Source organism: Xanthomonas sp. WHRI 7064 (assembly GCF_040202355.2).
Taxonomy (GTDB): domain Bacteria; phylum Pseudomonadota; class Gammaproteobacteria; order Xanthomonadales; family Xanthomonadaceae; genus Xanthomonas; species Xanthomonas arboricola.
In genome coordinates this window covers 3265176-3281966 of the sequence record NZ_CP167821.1, presented here as the reverse complement: position 1 = coordinate 3281966, position 16791 = coordinate 3265176, and the positions used below count along the sequence as shown (strand labels likewise).

Annotated in this window: 20 protein-coding genes; 6 read left to right on the top strand and 14 right to left on the bottom strand. The window is 67.0% G+C overall.

Translation table 11 applies throughout. The features are described 5' to 3' along the window. Positions 1 to 64: 64 nt before the first annotated feature. From lptB to ABQY74_RS14135, 5 genes are read right to left on the bottom strand one after another with little or no spacing between them, the layout of a single operon-like run. Positions 65 to 784 (bottom strand): LPS export ABC transporter ATP-binding protein, encoded by a 720-nt coding sequence (lptB, locus tag ABQY74_RS14155; RefSeq protein ID WP_016904606.1) that lies wholly within the window; start codon positions 782 to 784, stop codon positions 65 to 67. Then, a complete protein-coding gene (gene lptA / locus ABQY74_RS14150; protein ID WP_102251576.1) occupies positions 784 to 1344 on the bottom strand; it encodes a lipopolysaccharide transport periplasmic protein LptA in 561 nt (186 codons plus the stop codon). The genes lptB and lptA overlap by 1 nt, the downstream gene beginning before the upstream one ends. Further along, positions 1322 to 1897 carry an LPS export ABC transporter periplasmic protein LptC gene (gene lptC / locus ABQY74_RS14145; RefSeq protein ID WP_039526175.1) on the bottom strand — a complete coding sequence of 192 codons (576 nt, stop codon included), beginning with the start codon at positions 1895 to 1897 and terminating at the stop codon, positions 1322 to 1324. Before lptC ends, lptA begins: the two co-directional genes overlap by 23 nt. Continuing rightward, positions 1894 to 2442, bottom strand: coding sequence for an HAD family hydrolase (locus tag ABQY74_RS14140; RefSeq protein WP_104569713.1), 549 nt, complete (start codon positions 2440 to 2442; stop codon positions 1894 to 1896). Before ABQY74_RS14140 ends, lptC begins: the two co-directional genes overlap by 4 nt. A gap of 49 nt (positions 2443 to 2491) precedes the next feature. Then, the gene (locus ABQY74_RS14135; protein WP_349791907.1) at positions 2492 to 3493 is read right to left on the bottom strand and encodes a KpsF/GutQ family sugar-phosphate isomerase; all 1002 of its coding nucleotides are present in this window, start codon (positions 3491 to 3493) and stop codon (positions 2492 to 2494) included. Between the two features lie 53 nt (positions 3494 to 3546). Here ABQY74_RS14135 and ABQY74_RS14130 point away from each other — a divergent pair, with 53 nt between their 5' ends. From ABQY74_RS14130 to ABQY74_RS14120, 3 genes are all read left to right on the top strand, one after another. Beyond that, on the top strand, positions 3547 to 3774 hold the full coding sequence (locus ABQY74_RS14130; protein WP_016905061.1) for a BolA family protein: 228 nt from the start codon (positions 3547 to 3549) through the stop codon (positions 3772 to 3774). 119 nt (positions 3775 to 3893) lie between these two features. Further along, entirely contained in the window at positions 3894 to 5168 is a 1275-nt protein-coding gene (gene murA / locus ABQY74_RS14125) for a UDP-N-acetylglucosamine 1-carboxyvinyltransferase (protein WP_039526178.1), read from the top strand. Next, positions 5165 to 5488, top strand: a complete 324-nt coding sequence (locus tag ABQY74_RS14120) for an EF-hand domain-containing protein (RefSeq protein ID WP_349791905.1) — start codon at positions 5165 to 5167, stop codon at positions 5486 to 5488. Before murA ends, ABQY74_RS14120 begins: the two co-directional genes overlap by 4 nt. Positions 5489 to 5700: 212 nt before the next feature. Here ABQY74_RS14120 and ABQY74_RS14115 read toward each other — a convergent pair whose 3' ends face one another. The 5 genes from ABQY74_RS14115 to purM form a co-directional block, all read right to left on the bottom strand. Further along, positions 5701 to 6384, bottom strand: coding sequence for a DUF3108 domain-containing protein (locus tag ABQY74_RS14115; protein ID WP_016904621.1), 684 nt, complete (start codon positions 6382 to 6384; stop codon positions 5701 to 5703). A gap of 3 nt (positions 6385 to 6387) precedes the next feature. Beyond that, positions 6388 to 7215, bottom strand: a complete 828-nt coding sequence (locus tag ABQY74_RS14110; protein WP_104553930.1) for a DUF3108 domain-containing protein — start codon at positions 7213 to 7215, stop codon at positions 6388 to 6390. Between the two features lie 65 nt (positions 7216 to 7280). Beyond that, positions 7281 to 7934 carry a phosphoribosylglycinamide formyltransferase gene (purN, locus tag ABQY74_RS14105; RefSeq protein WP_104553931.1) on the bottom strand — a complete coding sequence of 218 codons (654 nt, stop codon included), beginning with the start codon at positions 7932 to 7934 and terminating at the stop codon, positions 7281 to 7283. Positions 7935 to 7970: 36 nt separating this feature from the next. Further along, positions 7971 to 8429, bottom strand: coding sequence for a hypothetical protein (locus ABQY74_RS14100; RefSeq protein WP_046346014.1), 459 nt, complete (start codon positions 8427 to 8429; stop codon positions 7971 to 7973). A gap of 14 nt (positions 8430 to 8443) precedes the next feature. Further along, positions 8444 to 9577 (bottom strand): phosphoribosylformylglycinamidine cyclo-ligase, encoded by a 1134-nt coding sequence (gene purM / locus ABQY74_RS14095; RefSeq protein ID WP_181098276.1) that lies wholly within the window; start codon positions 9575 to 9577, stop codon positions 8444 to 8446. Positions 9578 to 9599: 22 nt separating this feature from the next. Here purM and ABQY74_RS14090 point away from each other — a divergent pair, with 22 nt between their 5' ends. Genes ABQY74_RS14090 through hda form a run of 3 tightly spaced genes read left to right on the top strand, consistent with a single transcriptional unit; the run spans position 9600 to position 12582 of the window. Further along, entirely contained in the window at positions 9600 to 10712 is a 1113-nt protein-coding gene (locus tag ABQY74_RS14090; protein WP_181098275.1) for a DUF2066 domain-containing protein, read from the top strand. Next, the gene (locus tag ABQY74_RS14085) at positions 10709 to 11875 is read left to right on the top strand and encodes an AI-2E family transporter (RefSeq protein ID WP_016904627.1); all 1167 of its coding nucleotides are present in this window, start codon (positions 10709 to 10711) and stop codon (positions 11873 to 11875) included. Before ABQY74_RS14090 ends, ABQY74_RS14085 begins: the two co-directional genes overlap by 4 nt. Next, entirely contained in the window at positions 11872 to 12582 is a 711-nt protein-coding gene (gene hda / locus ABQY74_RS14080) for a DnaA regulatory inactivator Hda (RefSeq protein ID WP_039515168.1), read from the top strand. Before ABQY74_RS14085 ends, hda begins: the two co-directional genes overlap by 4 nt. Before the next feature lie 371 nt (positions 12583 to 12953). Here hda and murU read toward each other — a convergent pair whose 3' ends face one another. From murU to ABQY74_RS14060, 4 genes are all read right to left on the bottom strand, one after another. Continuing rightward, on the bottom strand, positions 12954 to 13664 hold the full coding sequence (gene murU / locus ABQY74_RS14075) for an N-acetylmuramate alpha-1-phosphate uridylyltransferase MurU (protein WP_104553934.1): 711 nt from the start codon (positions 13662 to 13664) through the stop codon (positions 12954 to 12956). Next, entirely contained in the window at positions 13661 to 14683 is a 1023-nt protein-coding gene (locus ABQY74_RS14070; protein ID WP_104573645.1) for an aminoglycoside phosphotransferase family protein, read from the bottom strand. Before ABQY74_RS14070 ends, murU begins: the two co-directional genes overlap by 4 nt. A gap of 58 nt (positions 14684 to 14741) precedes the next feature. After that, positions 14742 to 15014 carry a GlsB/YeaQ/YmgE family stress response membrane protein gene (locus ABQY74_RS14065; protein ID WP_006452367.1) on the bottom strand — a complete coding sequence of 91 codons (273 nt, stop codon included), beginning with the start codon at positions 15012 to 15014 and terminating at the stop codon, positions 14742 to 14744. A 169-nt stretch (positions 15015 to 15183) separates the two neighbouring features. Then, on the bottom strand, positions 15184 to 16677 hold the full coding sequence (locus ABQY74_RS14060) for a M20 family metallopeptidase (RefSeq protein WP_349791903.1): 1494 nt from the start codon (positions 16675 to 16677) through the stop codon (positions 15184 to 15186). Positions 16678 to 16791 lie beyond the last annotated feature (114 nt).

The following is a 16791-nucleotide window of genomic DNA, read 5'->3' as shown; positions in this document are numbered from 1 at the left end:
CGATGTCTGGAGCCGGGCTTTCATGCGGGCACTGACTGGAAAAATCGATGGCGCGGCGACGCGCTCAAAGGCGGAAAGTTTCCCCCAGATACACGCGACGGACGTCGGGGTTGGCTAGCAGCGCATCTGGTGCCCCCTGCGCCAGCACGCCCCCCTCGGCGAGAATATACGCGCGATCGCAGATTCCCAAGGTTTCGCGCACGTTGTGATCGGTGATCAGCACGCCGATGCCGCGTTCCTTGAGGTGGATGATGATGCGCTGGATCTCGCCGACCGAAATCGGATCGACACCGGCAAAGGGTTCGTCGAGCAGCATCATGCGCGGCTTGGCCGCCAGCGCCCGCGCAATCTCGCAGCGCCGCCGCTCGCCGCCGGACAGGCTGGCGCCGAGCTGGTCGGCCACATGGGTAATCTGCAGTTCTTCCAGCAGCGAGACCAGTTCCTTCTCGCGGCCGGCACCATCCAGCTCTTCGCGCAGCTCCAGCACCAGGCGGATGTTGTCGGCCACGGTGAGCTTGCGGAAGATCGACGGCTCCTGCGGCAGATAGCCGACACCGAGCTTGGCGCGGGCGTACATCGGTTCGGCGGTGAGGTCGCGGCCGTCCAGCTCGATACGCCCGGCATCGGCCTCGACCAGGCCGACGATCATGTAGAAGCAAGTGGTCTTGCCGGCACCGTTGGGACCGAGCAGGCCGACCACCTCACCGGCCTCGAGCGTGAGACCGAATTCCTTGACCACTTCGCGTTGCTTGTACTTCTTGCGCAGACCGGTGGCGACCAGCATTACTTCTTCCCCTGCGGCTTGGCCGCGGGCTTGGCGGCCGGCGTCGCCGCAGGCGCTGCTGCCGCCGGCGCTGCGGTCTTGGGCTGGATGATCGTGCGCACGCGGCTGCCGTCGCCGCCGCTCTGCATGTTGCCGGTCTTGGTGTTGTAGACCATGCGCTGGCCGGCGTTGGTGCCCTTGGGCGAGTCGACCTTGTAGTTGCCGGTCAGCACGATGACTTCGTTGGCGACCTGGTACTCGATGTTGTCGGCCTGGCCGTTCATCATCGCGCCGTCGTCCATCTGTTGCTTCAGCGTGGCCTGCTTGCCGGTCAGCACGACGCGGTCGGTCTGGCCGTTCTTCTGGAAGATGTCGGCGGTGTCGGCGTGGATTTCCAGCGTGCCCTGGGTGATCACCACATTGCCGCTGAAGCGGCACTTGCCGCTGTCGTCGAGCATGTTGCAATCGTTGGCATTGGAGTCGATCGCCATCGGCTGATTGCGGTCGCTGGTCTTGGCCATCGCAAGGGCGGGCAGCAGCAGCGCGGCAAACGCCAGTTTAGCGGGCAGCATTCGGTTCATAGCGGGTCTTGACCTGGGAAAGGAGCTTGTACTGGCGTGATTTGAGATCGGCCTCGAAGCCGACCCCGCTCTGCATGATACCCGGCCGGCTCATGCTCACCGGGGCCGCGGTCTTGGCGAGGTTCTGCTTCGGGAACACGTCCAGGCTCTGGGTGCGGAACGTGGTCGGCGGGGTCGCGCCGCCGGTGGGGCTGTCGCCCTCGACATCGCCGCGCAGGCGCAGCTCGTCGCCCGTGGGGCTGATCCAGCCGGTCTTGGAGCGCAGCGTCCACGGTTGATTGGTGTTGTCCGGCAGCAGGAACACCGGGGTGGTGACCTCGGAAGTGCGATCGGCGCGGTTGCGATGCATCTCCGGCGCGCGCAGCGTCATCGATTCCTTGCCGGTTTCCTTGTCCAGCGCAATCAGTTCGAAGTCGCGCAGCACGTAGTCGGCGCGCGCATCGTCTGTCGCCGCGGCGACCGGACGCGCGCGCTGCTGCCACGCCGACCAGCCGGAAATCACCGCAGCGGCGAACAGCGCCACGCCCAGGGTGGTGCGCCAGTTCCAGCTCATGCCGAGAACCTTTCGATGATGCCCTCGACCTGGCCCTGCGCGGCCAGCACCACATCGCAGACCTCGCGCGCGGCGCCTTCGCCGCCGCGTGCCTGGGTATGCCACTGCACGCGCTCGGCGATCCACGGGTGCGCATTGGCCGGTGCCACCGGCAGGCCGACCGCCAGCAGGGCCGGCAGGTCCGGCAGGTCGTCGCCCATGAACAACACCTGGTCCAGCGACAGGCCGTGCTCCTGGCACAGGGCCAGCACTGCCAGGCGCTTGTTCTTGACCCCAATCTGCACGTGCAGGCCCAGATCCTGGCCGCGTTTTTCCGCCGACAGGCTGGCGCGTGCGGTGATCAGCGCGACATGGATGCCGGCATGGTCGAGCTGCTTGAGCCCCTGGCCGTCGAGCACATTGAACGACTTGCTCTCGTTACCGGCATGGTCGTAATACAAGCGGCCGTCGGTCAGGGTGCCGTCGACGTCGAAACAGGCCAGGCGGATACGCGCGGCGCGGTCGGTAATGTCGGCGGGCAGGTGTTGCAGAGGGGAATAGGGCATCGGCACGAATCGGTGAGAACGGGGTTCCAACGGTAGAAAACTGAACCTGTTAAACCACTTTGGCGCGCAACAGGTCGTGAATGTTCAATGCGCCCACCGCGCGCTGCTGCGCGTCGACCACGATCAAGCCATTGATCTTGTAATCCTCCATCAGCCGTGCGGCTTCGGCGGCCAGCTGGTCGGCGCCGATGGTGCGCGGGTTGCGCGTCATCACCTGGGCAATGCCGGCGCTGCGCACGTCGATGTCGCTGTCCAGCGCACGGCGCAGGTCGCCGTCGGTGAACAGGCCGATCAGCCGCCCGTCCGCGTCCACCACGGCAGTCATGCCCAGCCGCTTGCGGCTCATTTCCATCAGCGCCTCGCTCAGGCTGGCGTCCTCGCGCACGCGCGGCAGGTCATCGCCGCTGTGCATCACGTCGGTGATGTGCAGCAGCAGGCGCCGGCCTAGGCTGCCGGCCGGGTGCGAGCGCGCAAAATCGTCGGCGGTGAAGCCGCGCGCGTCCAGCAGCGCCACGGCCAGCGCGTCGCCCATCGCCAGCGAGGCGGTGGTGCTGGAGGTGGGCGCCAGATGCAGCGGGCAGGCTTCGGCCGACACGCTCACGTCCAGGTGCACGTCGGCGGCCTGCGCCAGCGAGGAGCGCGGGCGCCCGGTCATGGCGATGATCGGGTTGCCCTGGCGCTTGAGCACCGGCAGCAGCATGCGCACCTCGTCCGATTCGCCGGAGTAGGACAGCGCCAGCACGATGTCGGTCTCGGTGATCATGCCCAGGTCGCCGTGCCCGGCCTCGCCCGGATGCACGAAGAACGCCGGCGTGCCGGTGGAGGCCAGGGTGGCGGCGATCTTGCGCGCGATATGCCCGGACTTGCCCATGCCGGTGGCCACCACGCGCCCGCGCGAGGCCAGTACCAGCCGGCAGGCGGCGGCGAAGTCGCTGCCGATCCGCGCGCCCACGCTGGCCAGCGCCTCGCGCTCGATCTCCAGCACGCGCTGGCCGCTGGCGACCAGGCTGGCGTCGCTGACGGTGGCGGAGGGCAGGTGCGAGACGGCCATGCGGGACTCGGGTGAAGAGTAGAATGTGCGCTCATTTTATGAGGAAACGCCCTTTGGACGCCGAAACCATCCGTAAACTCATCGAATCCGGCTTGCCCGAAGCCCGCGTCGACGTGCACGGCGACGACGGCGTGCACTTCGAGGCGACCGTGATCAGCCCCGCATTCGCCGGCAAGGCCCCGTTGGCGCGCCATCGCATGGTCTACGCGACCCTGGGCGAACTGATGGGCGGCGCGATCCACGCGCTGCAGCTCAAGACGCTGACGCCCGACGAAGGCTGAGCGTCAGCCGGGTCCTGGCCGGTCGGGCTGCGCCTGCGCCCCGACTGCCAGCGACCCGGCAGGCTCCTGGCGACGCTTCCCATTCCCCCGACATCCCTTTTCGGATTCCCCAAGCTCCCATGGCAAAAATCGTAGTGACCGGCGGCCAAGCGCTGCACGGTGAGGTCAATATTTCCGGCGCCAAGAACGCGGTGCTGCCGATCCTGTGCGCGACCCTGCTGGCCGATGCGCCGGTGGAAATCAGCAACGTGCCGCATCTGCACGATGTGATCACCACGGTGAAACTGCTCAGCGAACTGGGCGCCGAGGTCACCATCGACGAAGGCACGCTGGCCAAGGGCCGCTCGATCCTGGTCGACCCGCGCTCGGTCACCCACCAGGTCGCGCCCTATGAACTGGTCAAGACCATGCGCGCCTCGATCCTGGTGCTCGGCCCGCTGCTGGCCCGCTACGGCACCGCCGAAGTGTCGCTGCCCGGCGGCTGCGCGATCGGCTCACGCCCGGTCGACCAGCACATCAAGGGCCTGCAGGCGCTGGGTGCGGAGATCAGCGTGGAGAACGGCTACATCAAGGCCACCAGCAACGGGCGCCTGAAGGGCGGCCGCTACGTGTTCGACATGGTCAGCGTCACCGGTACCGAGAACGTGCTGATGGCCGCCGTGCTGGCCGAAGGCACCACCGTGCTGGAGAACGCGGCGATGGAGCCGGAAGTCACCGACCTGGCCGACTGCCTGATCGCACTCGGTGCGCAGATCGAAGGTGCCGGCACGCCGCGCATCGTGGTGCAGGGCGTGGAGCGCCTGGGCGGCGGGCACCATGCGGTGCTGCCGGATCGCATCGAGACCGGCACCTTCCTGGTCGCCGCGGCGATGACCGGCGGCAGCGTCACCGTGCGCCGCGCCCGTCCGGACACCCTGGACGCGGTGCTGGACAAGCTCACCGAAGCCGGCGCCAGCATCACCACCACTGCCGACAGCATCACGCTGGACATGCACGGCAAGCGCCCGCGTGCGGTCAACCTGACCACCGCGCCGTATCCGGCGTTCCCCACCGACATGCAGGCGCAATTCATGGCGCTCAACTGCGTGGCCGACGGGGTGGGCGTGATCAACGAAACCATCTTCGAAAACCGCTTCATGCACGTCAACGAACTGCTGCGCCTGGGTGCGGACATCCAGGTCGAAGGCCATACCGCGATCGTGCGCGGCACCGAGCGCCTCAGCGGCGCGCCGGTGATGGCGACCGACCTGCGCGCGTCGGCATCGTTGATCCTGGCCGGCCTGGTCGCCGACGGCGACACCACCATCGATCGCATCTACCACCTGGACCGTGGCTACGAAAACATCGAGGAGAAGCTGGGGGCGCTGGGCGCGACCATCCGGCGCATCGCATGATCCTGCGCGGGCGCTTCACCACCCGGCGCAAGATCCTGCTCGGCGTGATCGTGCTGATCCTGGCGTGGCTGGCCTATGCCTGGTCGGTGGGCATGGCGATCACCCAGGGCGTCGAGTTCAAGGACATGGACTGGAACAGCGACGGCACCGCCAGCCGCGACGAGATCGCGCAGTCGTTCTATGCGGTGGCGGTCAAGAAGACCGTCGAAGGCAAGCGCCATTGCGACCTGTTCTACTGGCGCAGCACCGGCGAGCAGATCCGCGTGGACTGCCGCACGGTGTTCTCCAGCGGCGGTGACAAGGCGGCGGCCAAGCCCTGAAAGTCGAGCGTTTCTGCGTGCTGCGCAGCGTCCGCCGCACGCCGATCGGAAGGAAGAAACCCGGCTCGCAGCCGGGCTTTTCATCGCTGTCGGAGGCCGGTTGCCTGTCGAGCAGGTCCCATGCTCTGGTAGGAGCGTGCCTGCGCGCGACGGGGCGTTACCGATAAAGCCCCGTCGCGCGCGGGCACGCTCCTACCAGGCGCGCCTGGCGCTTAGCGCAGGCCCTTGATGGTCAGATCCAGCGCGTCCTGGCCTTTTTCCTTCTGCAGCAGGCGTGCCGGCACCGGCAGATCCTTGACCACCCACGCGATCAGTTCCTTGTCGCCGTCCACGCGCGACACCTTGGTCGCCTGTTCCTGCTTGCCGTTGACGGTGATGGTTTCCTTGCCGACCACCTTGTAGCTCATCGGCTTGATGCGGCCTTCGTCCACCATGCGGTAGTTCAGCGGCTTGCCGGCGGCCAGGTCGCGGGTAATGGCCAGGTTGATCAGCAGCGCATCCATGTCACCGGGTTGCAATTTCACCGGGCCACGGCGGTCCGGCTTGATGTCGCCGCCCCAGGTCGCCTGGCTGGTTTTCCAGTCGTAGTTGGCGGTGACGTTGCGGCGCTTGACCATCATCGACGAGGTGTCGTTGCTGCTGACCGGACGCAGTTGGCCGTTGCTCTCTTCGAACACCGTGCTCTGGGTCAGGTTGGCCAGCTGGTTCTGGATGGTGAGCGTATAGCGCCACTGATTGGCGCCGGCGGCGGCCAGGGTCATGGTGCCGTTGGCCTGCATGCCCATGTAGTTGGCCGAATAATCGGCCTGGAACGGCTGCATGGCGAACGCGGGCAGGCTGGCCACGGCCAGTGCGGCAGCGGCAATCAGCGAACAGGTGCGGGAAACGGTGTGCATGGGTCAGGCTCCTTGATATTCGACCAGGCGTAGATCGACCTGATCCTCACCTTTGTCACGTTGCAGGATGCGCACCGGCGTGGGAACGCCGTTGGCGATCCAGAGGATGGTTTCGTTGTCGCCGCTGTTGACGCGATACACGCGCAACGCGTCGTAGCTCAGGTCGCCGACCTGCACCACTTCGGTGGCATCGGCGACCTTGTAGTCGTACTTGCGCACCCGGCCGACATCGACGTAGCGATAGCTCAGGCTGCGTCCGGGTTGCGCATCGCGCATCAGCGACAGGTTCAGCGACAGCGCGCTCTGGTCGCCGCGCTGCAATGGAATCGCCTGCTGGCGCTCCTTCTTCAGATCGCCGTCCCACTGGGCGCTGGTGGTCTGCCAGTTGTAAACGCCGGTGACCTTCTTGCCGAAGAACATCGCCTTGCGCACCGTGCTCTGGCTCAACGGCACATAGGTGTCGCCATCGACGCGGAACACCGTGCTCTGTTCAAGGTTCAACCCCAGGATGCTGGCAAAACCCTTGCGGCCGCGCACCGACATGTCGATACGCCACTGGCTGCCTTCGCCGTTGCTGACCTGCATGGTGGCATCGCCGGCTTCCTTGCCACGGTAGAACGCCTGGTAGGTGGCCACGAAGGGTTGCAGTGGCGGCGGCGTCCAGGTGCTGGCAGGCAGGGCCGCTGCAGAGGCCGGCGCCGCTGGCGGCGCCGCACCTGGAGCAGGGGCTGCTGGCGCAGGCACGGCAGGCGCCTGTTGCGCACGGCCGGCACCGGCCGGGGCGAGCAGGGCAGTGGTCAACAGCGCGGTCGCGATCGGGAGGAGTTTCATACGCTGGGAGGGAGGCACGGGGCCGCCAGGATGTCCGAGACAGGATGAGGAGGGCGTATCCGCATTCAGGCGAGTGCGGTGTCAGCGGACTCTAGTCGCAGTGGCGTAAACAGGCACTGACCGTCGATATGGACGCCATCGCCACGCACCTCCACACGCCCGCTGGCGAGCAGGTCCAGCGTGGCCAGCAGTAGCGGGTGTTCGCGCGCCAGCACGCGCGCGGCCAGCTGCTCGGGGCTGTCGCCGGGCAGCACCGGCACGCGCGCCTGCGCGATCACCGTGCCGGCGTCCAGTTCCGGCACTACCAGGTGCACGCTGGCGCCATGTTCGGTATCGCCGGCTTCCAGTGCGCGGGCATGGGTATGCAGGCCGCGGTATTTGGGCAGTAGCGAGGGGTGGATGTTGAGCATGCGCCCGGCAAAGCGACGCACCAGCGGCTCGCCGAGGATGCGCATGTAGCCGGCGCAGATTACCCAGTCCGGCTGCGCGGCGGCGATCGCATCGCCCAGCGCAGCGTCGAAGGCCGCGCGGTCGGCGAAGTCGCGCGGACTGGCGCTCCAACGCAATGCCTCATCGACCTTGTGCAGTGCCGGCGCCTGCGGGCGATCGGAAAACACGCCGACGACCTCGGCCGGCAGCTGGCCGCTGGCGATGGCATCGAGAATGGCCTGCAGGTTGCTGCCACGGCCGGAGGCCAGGACCGCCAGACGCAGGCTCATGGGGTTGGATTCGCTGAAGTCATGGGGCAGTGCGCGTCACGCGGCGGTGGCGGTCGGCGCGAACAAGGCCTTGACCTGCGGGCGCAGCAGCACCACCAGCGTAAACACGCCGACGACGGTACCGAACGGCATGAAGGAGCAGGAAATGCCGGCCACGATCAGGCACAGCAGATGCCGTCTGCGCTGGGCGATGCAGCGGCCCGCGTAGGCCATGAACGCCGCCAGCGTCAGGCCGCAGCCAATGAACACAGCCGCGAACACCACGAAGAACCAGCCGAACAATCGCGGATCCATCGATGGTGCGTCCGCATTGGCATTTGTCATGGGCAGGTGCCCGGTGATGATTGCAATGCCCATGAACAAATGGATCAACGGGAAAAGCGAAAACAGCGCAGTGATGGCGGCCAGCACATAGTGAAAGATCGACAGCAGTTTCAGATGCTGGAGATCGTCAGCGCTTGCCGATGCCGGCAGTGCGCGTGGGGAAGCGTCCATGCAGCTCTCCTCGATCAACCGATCCGCACGCGCTCGTCGCCCTGCGCCGGGACCACCTGGCCGACGCGCCAGTGCGCCAGCGACTGCGCATCCAGCGCCTGTTCCAGCGCGGCAGCCTGCTCGGGTGCGGCGATCAGCACGAAGCCGATGCCGCAGTTGAAGGTGCGCCACATTTCGGCATCGGCCACCGCGCCTTCGCGCTGCAGCCAGGCGAATACCGGCGGCAGCGTCCAGGCCTTGGCGTCGATGTCCAGACCCAGGCCGTCGGGGATCACCCGGATGATGTTTTCGGTCAGCCCGCCGCCGGTGACGTGCGCCATGGCGTGGATCGTCTCGCCGTGCGACTTGAGCAGCGCCAGGATCGGCTTGACGTACAGCGCGGTCGGCGCCATCAGCGCATCGATCAGCTTGACGCCGTCGTCCAGCACCAACTCGGCGGGTGAGCCGGCACGTTCGTAGATCTTGCGGATCAGCGAGTAGCCATTGGAATGCGGGCCGGACGAGGCGATGCCGATCAGCACGTCGCCCGCGCGCACCTGTGCGCCGTCCAGCAGCTGCGATTTTTCCACCGCGCCGACGGTGAAGCCGGCCAGGTCGTACTCGCCCGGCGGATACATGTCGGGCATCTCGGCGGTTTCGCCGCCGATCAGGGCGCAGCCGGACAGCTCGCAGCCGCGCGCAATGCCGCCGACCACCGCCGCGGCGGTGTCCACGTCCAGCTTGCCGGTGGCGAAATAATCCAGGAAGAACAACGGCTCGGCGCCCTGCACCAGCACGTCGTTGACGCACATGCCGACCAGGTCGATGCCGATGGTGTCGTGTCGGCCCAGCTGCTGCGCCAGCTTGAGCTTGGTGCCGACGCCGTCGGTGCCGGACACCAGCACCGGCTCCCGGTACTTGCCGGACAGGTCGAACAAGGCGCCAAAACCACCCAGGCCGCCCATCACCTCTGGCCGGAAGCTGCGCTTGACCAGCGGCTTGATACGTTCGACCAATGCATTGCCGGCATCGATGTCGACACCTGCCTCACGGTAGGTCATGGGCGAGGGATTGGAAGGCGTTGGGCTGGTCACGGGCGGGGAGGGCTCGGCTGTAAAGGCGGCGATTTTAGCAGCCACGTTGGCGCTGGCGTCCCATTCGGGCAACAATTCACCCGGATACGCTTACGTCATGGAACCGTCGATGCGCCGCAGTCTCGCTTTCTTTCTCGCCCTGGTGGTCGCCATGCCCCTCGCGCCAGCCTTTGCGCAGGCCGATCTACGCACCGAAGGCGACGTCGCCAAGGCGCAAAGTGCCTACGAGGCCGAAGTGCCGGTCAACAGCCAGAGCGAGTCCGATCGCCCCGGTGCGCTGGCGCGCGCGCTCGGTGCGGTGCTGGGCAAGGTCTCCGGCGACCGCGGCGTGATGAGCCGCCCCGGCGTCTCGCAGGCATTGCGCGGCGCGCCGGGCTATGTCGAAAACTACGATTACCGTCAGGACCAGGGCACCTCGCGCACCGGCGCGCCGACTTTCCGCACCGTGCTGGTGGCGCGCTTCCGGCAATCGGACGTGGATGGCCTGATCGCCGCGCTGGGTCTGCCGGTGTGGCCGCTGCCGCGGCCCAAGCCGGTGCTGTGGCTGGCCATCGACGACGGCAGCGGCCCGCGCCTGGTCGGCGTGGCGCAGGCCAATGCCGCGCGCAGCGTGCTGGACCGGGCGATCGAGCGCGGCTACCGGCTCGGCCTGCCCGGCGGTGCCGCCGCCGAGCAGGTGCTGGCCGGCGCGATCTGGCGCAAGGACACCGCCGCAGTGGCACGCGCCTCGGCCAAGTACAGCCCGCCGATGCAGTTGATCGGCAAGCTCTACCGCAATGACGCCGGCTGGACCGCCGATTGGGTCTTCGTCGACAACGGCAACGTGCTGTCCAGCTGGACCAGCGGCGACGCCGACGCGCGTCGCGCGATGGCTGCCGGTGCCGACGGCGCCGCCGATGCGCTGGTCAAGCGCTACGCCAAGCGGGTGGATTCGGGGGTGCCCGGGGTCTACCGCGCGGTGATCACCGGGATCGGCAGCGCCGACGATTACCTGCGCGTCTCTGCCGCGCTGCAGGGCGTCTCGGTGGTGCGTAGCATCCGCCCGGTCAGCGCCAATGGCGACCGCATGGAAGTGGATCTGGAATTGCTCACGGGCATTTCCGGCCTCAACCGTATGCTCGGCGACAACAGCCCGTTGGTGCCCGTGTCGGTGCCGACCGAGGGCCCGATCATTCTCGAAAACGAGCACGCCGAGTACCGCTTGAAATGACTTTGACTCCCGAAGCCGAAATCGCCCTGTTTCTGCGTCGCCTGAAATGGGTGGCGGTGACTGTCGGCGTGCTGTGGGTGGTATCGCTGCTGTCGCCGATCCTGACGCCGTTCGTGCTGGCGCTGCTGCTGGCCTGGCTGGGCGACCCGCTGGTGGACCGCATCGAGCGCGCCGGCCGCTCCCGTAACATCGCGGTGGTGCTGGTATTCGTGCTGGCGCTGCTGCTGTTCGTGCTGGCGCTGATGATCCTGGTGCCGATGATCGAGCGCCAGATCATGACCCTGATCGACGCGCTGCCGCAGATGCGTGCCTGGGCGATCAGTACCGCGATCCCGTGGCTGGAAGCCAAGACCGGCGTGGAGCTGATGGGCTGGCTGGACCCGGAGCGCCTGATCGACTGGATCCGCAGCCACTGGGAGCAGGCCGGCGGCGCCGCCAAGACCTTCTTCGGCTACGTGCAGCGGTCGGGCTTTGCGATGGTGACCTGGGTGATCAACCTGGCGTTGCTGCCGATCCTGGCGTTCTACTTCCTGCGCGACTGGGACCGCCTGGTCGAGCGTGTGGCCGCGGTCATTCCGCGCGCCTACATCGGCACCGTGAGCCGGCTGGCGCAGGAATCCAACGACGTGCTGGGTGGCTTCATCCGCGGCCAGTTCCTGGTGATGCTGGCGCTGGGGGCGATCTACGCCGCCGGCCTGTCCATCATCGGGCTCAATCTGGGCCTGTTGATCGGCATCATCGCCGGCCTGATCAGCTTCATTCCGTATCTGGGCGCCACCACCGGCATTGTGCTGGCCCTGCTGGCGGCGGTGGTGCAGGCGCAGGGCTTCGACCTGAAGCTGCTGATCGGCGTCGGCGTGGTGTTCACCGTCGGCCAGTTGCTGGAAAGCTATGTGCTGACGCCGCGCATCGTCGGCGACAAGATCGGCCTGCATCCGGTGGCGGTGATCTTCGCGGTGATGGCGGGCGGCCAGTTGTTCGGCTTCCTCGGCATGCTGCTGGCGCTGCCGGTGGCGGCGGTGGCCAATGTGCTGCTGCGCTATGCGCATGAGCAGTACACGCGCAGCGATCTGTATGCGGGCGAACGTGCCGGCATCGTGCTGCAGTCCACCAACGAGCGCAGCGTGATCATCGACCCAGGCAAGGACACGGATCGGCTGTGAGCGTTCCGCAGTTGCCACTGGCGCTACGCGCGCCGCCCGATCAGCGATTCGACAGTTACATCGCCGCGCCCGACGGCCTGCTGTCGCAGCTGCAGGCGTTGGCAGTCGGGCAGGTGAGCGACTGGCTGTATCTGGCCGGCCCCGCCGGCACCGGCAAGACGCATCTGGCGTTGTCGTTGTGCGCCGCCGCCGAGCAGGCCGGGCGCGCCCCGGCGTACCTGCCTCTGCACGCCGCCACTGGCCGGTTGCGCGATGCGCTGGAAGCGCTGGAAGGGCGCAGCCTGGTCGCACTGGACGGCGTGGAAAGCATTGCCGGGCAGCGCGACGACGAAGTGGCGCTGTTCGATTTCCACAACCGCGCGCGCGCTGCCGGCACCACCTTGCTGTACACCGCGCGGCACATGCCCGACGGCCTGGCCTTGGTATTGCCGGATCTGCGCTCGCGGCTGTCTCAGTGCATCCGCATCAGCTTGCCGGTGCTCGACGACGCAGGGCGCGCGGCGGTGTTGCGCGATCGTGCGCAACGGCGCGGACTGGCACTGGACGAGGCAGCAATCGACTGGCTGCTGACCCATAGCGAACGCGAACTGGCCGGACTGGTGGCATTGCTGGACCGGCTGGATCGCGAATCGCTGGCTGCCAAGCGCCGCATTACCGTGCCGTTCCTGCGGCGGGTGCTGGAGGATCGCGGCTCTTCGAGCAGCTGACGGAATTACTGCGCTCAGCGCTAGGTAGGCGCAGGTTGCTTAGCGCTTGCCATCTGCACATCTATCGCAGTGTCGGTGCATTCGAGGCACATCGCCTGAAGCTTGTAGAGCAGCTGATCTGCGGCCTGGCTGCAGGGCCCTTGCCCGCCTACCATCGCGGGACACGCCGCAAGTACGTCCTTGTAGGCTCTTACGCGGCATCCATGCCGCGTAAGGTCCCGCGACGGTAGGCGGGCAAGGACCTGTCGGGATGGTCGGTGCGCATGGACAAGAGCAGGAGCGGCGCCGGCGCATTGGCTGCAAGCCCATCGAGATGGGCGATTGAGCAATGCACGACGCGCGGCCGGGCGTTTGCAGCGGCGTGGCTGCGATCAGCCGCCGTCGCGCAGCAACCGGGCATCCAGCTCCGCCAGTCGCTGCGGCGTGCCGACATCGGTCCAGCGCCCGGCGTGGTGGATGCCATCGATCAGGCCTGCCGCCATCTGCGCGCGCAGGATCGGCGCCAGCGCGAAGCGCGGCGCGGTGCCGGTGTGCTCCGGGAGCTGGCCGATGACCGACTGCCAATCGCGCAGCAACGCCGGTCGATACATGCCGATGCCGGCGTAGGTCAGCGTTGCGGGTAGATCTGCGCGCACCTTGCCATCGGCATCCAGCGCAAAGTCTGCGCGCGCCGCATAGGCGGGTTGATCGACCAGCACCAGCTGGGCCAAACCTGTCGGCGCACTCGACAACCGCGCGAAATCGAAATCGGTCCAGATATCGCCGTTGACCAGCAGGAACGGGGCCTCGCCCAGCAACGGCAACGCGTGCAACATGCCGCCGCCGGTTTCCAGCGGGGTGTCGCCCTCGAAGGAGTACGTCAGCCGCAGCCCGAACGCGCTGCCATCGCCCAGTCTCTGCGGAAACTGCTCGGCCAGCCACGAGGTATTGATCACCACCTCGTTCACGCCCAGCGCGGCCAGCTTGCGCAGATGCCAGACGATCAGCGGCGTGCCGCCGACCGACAGCAGCGGCTTGGGCGTGCGCTCGGTCAACGGACGCATGCGCTCGCCGAAACCGGCGGCGAAGATCAGTGCCTTCATGCGCCGGCCTGCGCGGAGTGTGCCGCCAGTGCAGGTTTGACCAGGTCTTCCAGCAGGCCGATCAGCGGCGCAAGTTCCGGATGACGCGGCAACACCTCGTCCAGATAGACAATGAAACGCGGCACGTTATCCAGATACCAGTGCTTGCCGTCGCGATGGCTCAGGCGCGAGAAGATGCCGAGATTCTTCAGGTGCCGCTGCACGCCCATCCAGTCCGCATCGCGCAGGAATTGCGCCAGCGGCGGCACCGGCAGTCCGTCCGCTGCGGCACGCGCGTGGTAGCGCTCCAGCCAGCCATCCACGCGCGCCAGCGGCCAACTCACCGAGGTGTCCTTGAACAGACTGATCGGGTCGTAGGCGATCGGCCCGATCACGCAATCCTGGAAATCCAGTACCGCCGGCCCGTCGCCGACCGGCATCAGATTGCGCGGCATGAAATCGCGATGGGTAAAGACGCGCGGCTGCGCCAGTGCGTTGTCCATCAAGCGGCGCTGCACCAACTGCAGCTGCTCGGCCTGGCCGCAATCCAGCTGCAGGCCGAGGTGGCGGCCAAGAAACCAGTCTTCGAACAGGCCGGCATCGCGTTGCAGCAGCGCCTCGCCGAACACGCCGCTGTCGGCAGGCGGCGCAATGCGCTGCAGCAGCAGCAACTGGCTGATCGCAGCATCCAGCAACGCGTCGGCATTGGCGTCGGTCAGCACCTGCGCCAAGGTCGGCACACCCAGGTCTTCCAGCAGCAGGAAGCCGGTTTCAAGATCCTGCGCAAGCACCTGCGGCACGCGCACGCCGTGAGTGCCGAGCAGGGCGTGCATGCGCAACCAGGGCGCCACGTTTTCCAGTGCAGGTGGCGCATCCATCAAGATGCGGTCCACGCCGCGTCCTTGGGAACGCCAGTAACTGCGGAATCCCGCATCGACCGAGGCACGTTGCAGCGTGACCTCAGGGTCGTTCAACGCCTGCCGCGCCCATTGCAGGCGGAGCGCAGCGCGCGCGGTATCGGGAGTCAACGATGACGTCATGGGTAAATGCTGTGTCGTGAAGTGAGGCGCAGCCAGGTCGGCAGCAACGCCGGGTCGATCAACGCTTGCTGCCGCTGAACAGGCGCAGCAGCGCCAGGATCGCGATCGCACCCAGCAACGCGCCGAGGAAACCGGCCGGTTCGCCAGCGTGGTACCAGCCCATGTAGCGGCCGAACCAGCTGGCCACCACTGCACCGGCGATGCCCAGCACGATGGTCAGCAGGCAACCCAGTCGCTGCGTGCCGGGCGTGATGAAACGGGCAAGCAGCCCGACCACGAAGCCGACCAGAATGATGTAAAGCCAGCTGTCGCTACCGAAGAGATTGTTCATCGCAGGCACTGAGGGAAGTGGGATCGGCAGACTAGCATTCGCCGCCGTGGCAACCACATGTGCAGCGCCGACTGCGACGAAGGCGTTGGGGTTATGTCCATGCGCGTGCCGCAGCGCACGGCAATGCCACTGGGCCGCCCCGGCATACGCGGGGCGGTCCAGGGGACAATCAGCAGCAGCCATGCCCGCCATGACGGGTGCCGCTGTCGGCCGCCACCGGCGAGCCGCTGGTCTCGCCGCGCAGGCAAGCGGCGTGATGCTCTGCGAGCACCTTGGACACGCAGGCCGTGACCCGCTTGCCCATCGGGATGTGCAGGAACTCGTTGGGGCCATGCGCATTGGAATGCGGGCCGAGCACGCCTGTGATCATGAACTGCGCGCCGGGGAACTTCTCGCCCAGCATGCCCATGAACGGGATCGAGCCGCCTTCGCCCATATACATCGCCGGCTTGTCGAAGAACGCCAGGCTGGCGTCGTCGATGGCTTTTGCCAGCCATGGCGCCATCTCGGGCGCATTCCAGCCCGATGAGGCCTTTTCCAGTTCCAGGGTCACCTGTGCGCCGTTGGGTGGGTCGCGCAGCAAGGCCTCTTTCAGCAGTTCGCCACAGGCCTTGCCGTCGGCGGTCGGCGGCAGGCGCAGCGACAGCTTCACCGCGGTCTGCGGACGCAGCACGTTGCCGGCCGACGCCAGCGGCGGCATGCCATCCACACCTGTGATTGACAGCGCCGGGCGCCAGGTGCGGTTCAACACCAGCTCGGTGAGGTCGTCATGCATCGGCACCAGGCCATCGACCATCGGAAACTTGTCGAAGATGGCGGTATCCAGCGTCGCCGCCGCAGCCTTGGCCTGTGCCAGCCGTTCGGCCGGTACCTGCACATGCAGTCCGTCCAGCAGGATGCGGCCGCTGGCTTCGTCCTCGATCCGCGACAGCAACTGGCGCAGCAAGCGGAAGCTGGACGGCACGACGCCGGAGGCATCGCCCGAATGCACGCCTTCCTCCAGTACCTTCACGCTCAGGTTGCCGCCGGTCAGCCCGCGCAGCGAGGTGGTGCACCACAGCTGCTCATAGTTGCCGCAGCCCGAATCCAGACACACCACCAGCGATGGCTTGCCGATGCGTGCGGCCAGATGGTCGACATAGGCCGGCAGGTCGTAGCTGCCGGATTCCTCGCAGGCCTCGATCAGCACCACGCAGCGCGCATGCGGCAGGTCCTGGGTGCGCAGCGCCAGTACCGCCGCCAGCGAACCGAAGATCGCATAGCCATCGTCGGCGCCACCGCGCCCGTACAACTTGTCGTCGCGCAGCACCGGCTCCCATGGGCCGAGGTCGGCATCCCAGCCGGTCATTTCCGGCTGCTTGTCCAGGTGCCCGTACAGCAGCACGGTGTCGTCGCCCGACTCGGCACCGGTTGCCGGAATCTCGATGAAGATCAACGGCGTGCGGCCTTCCAGGCGCACCACCTCGACCTGCATGCCCTCGATGGCCTGCGCGCGCGCCCAGGTTTCCATCAGGGTGACCGCCTGCTCCATATAGCCGTGCGCAACCCAGTCGGCGTCGAACATCGGCGATTTATTGGGGATGCGGATGTAATCGACCAATTGCGGGACGATCTCGCGGTCCCAGGTGTCGCTGATGAATTGGTCGATCTTGGCGCTGTCCATGGAGACTCCGAATACGTGACGTAACGGCACATTCTACGCCCGTGTCTGGGGGTAGGTATTTCCCTACAAGGCGGCGCGCAGTTCACCGGCTGTGTGAAAAGTTCGTTGGCGATA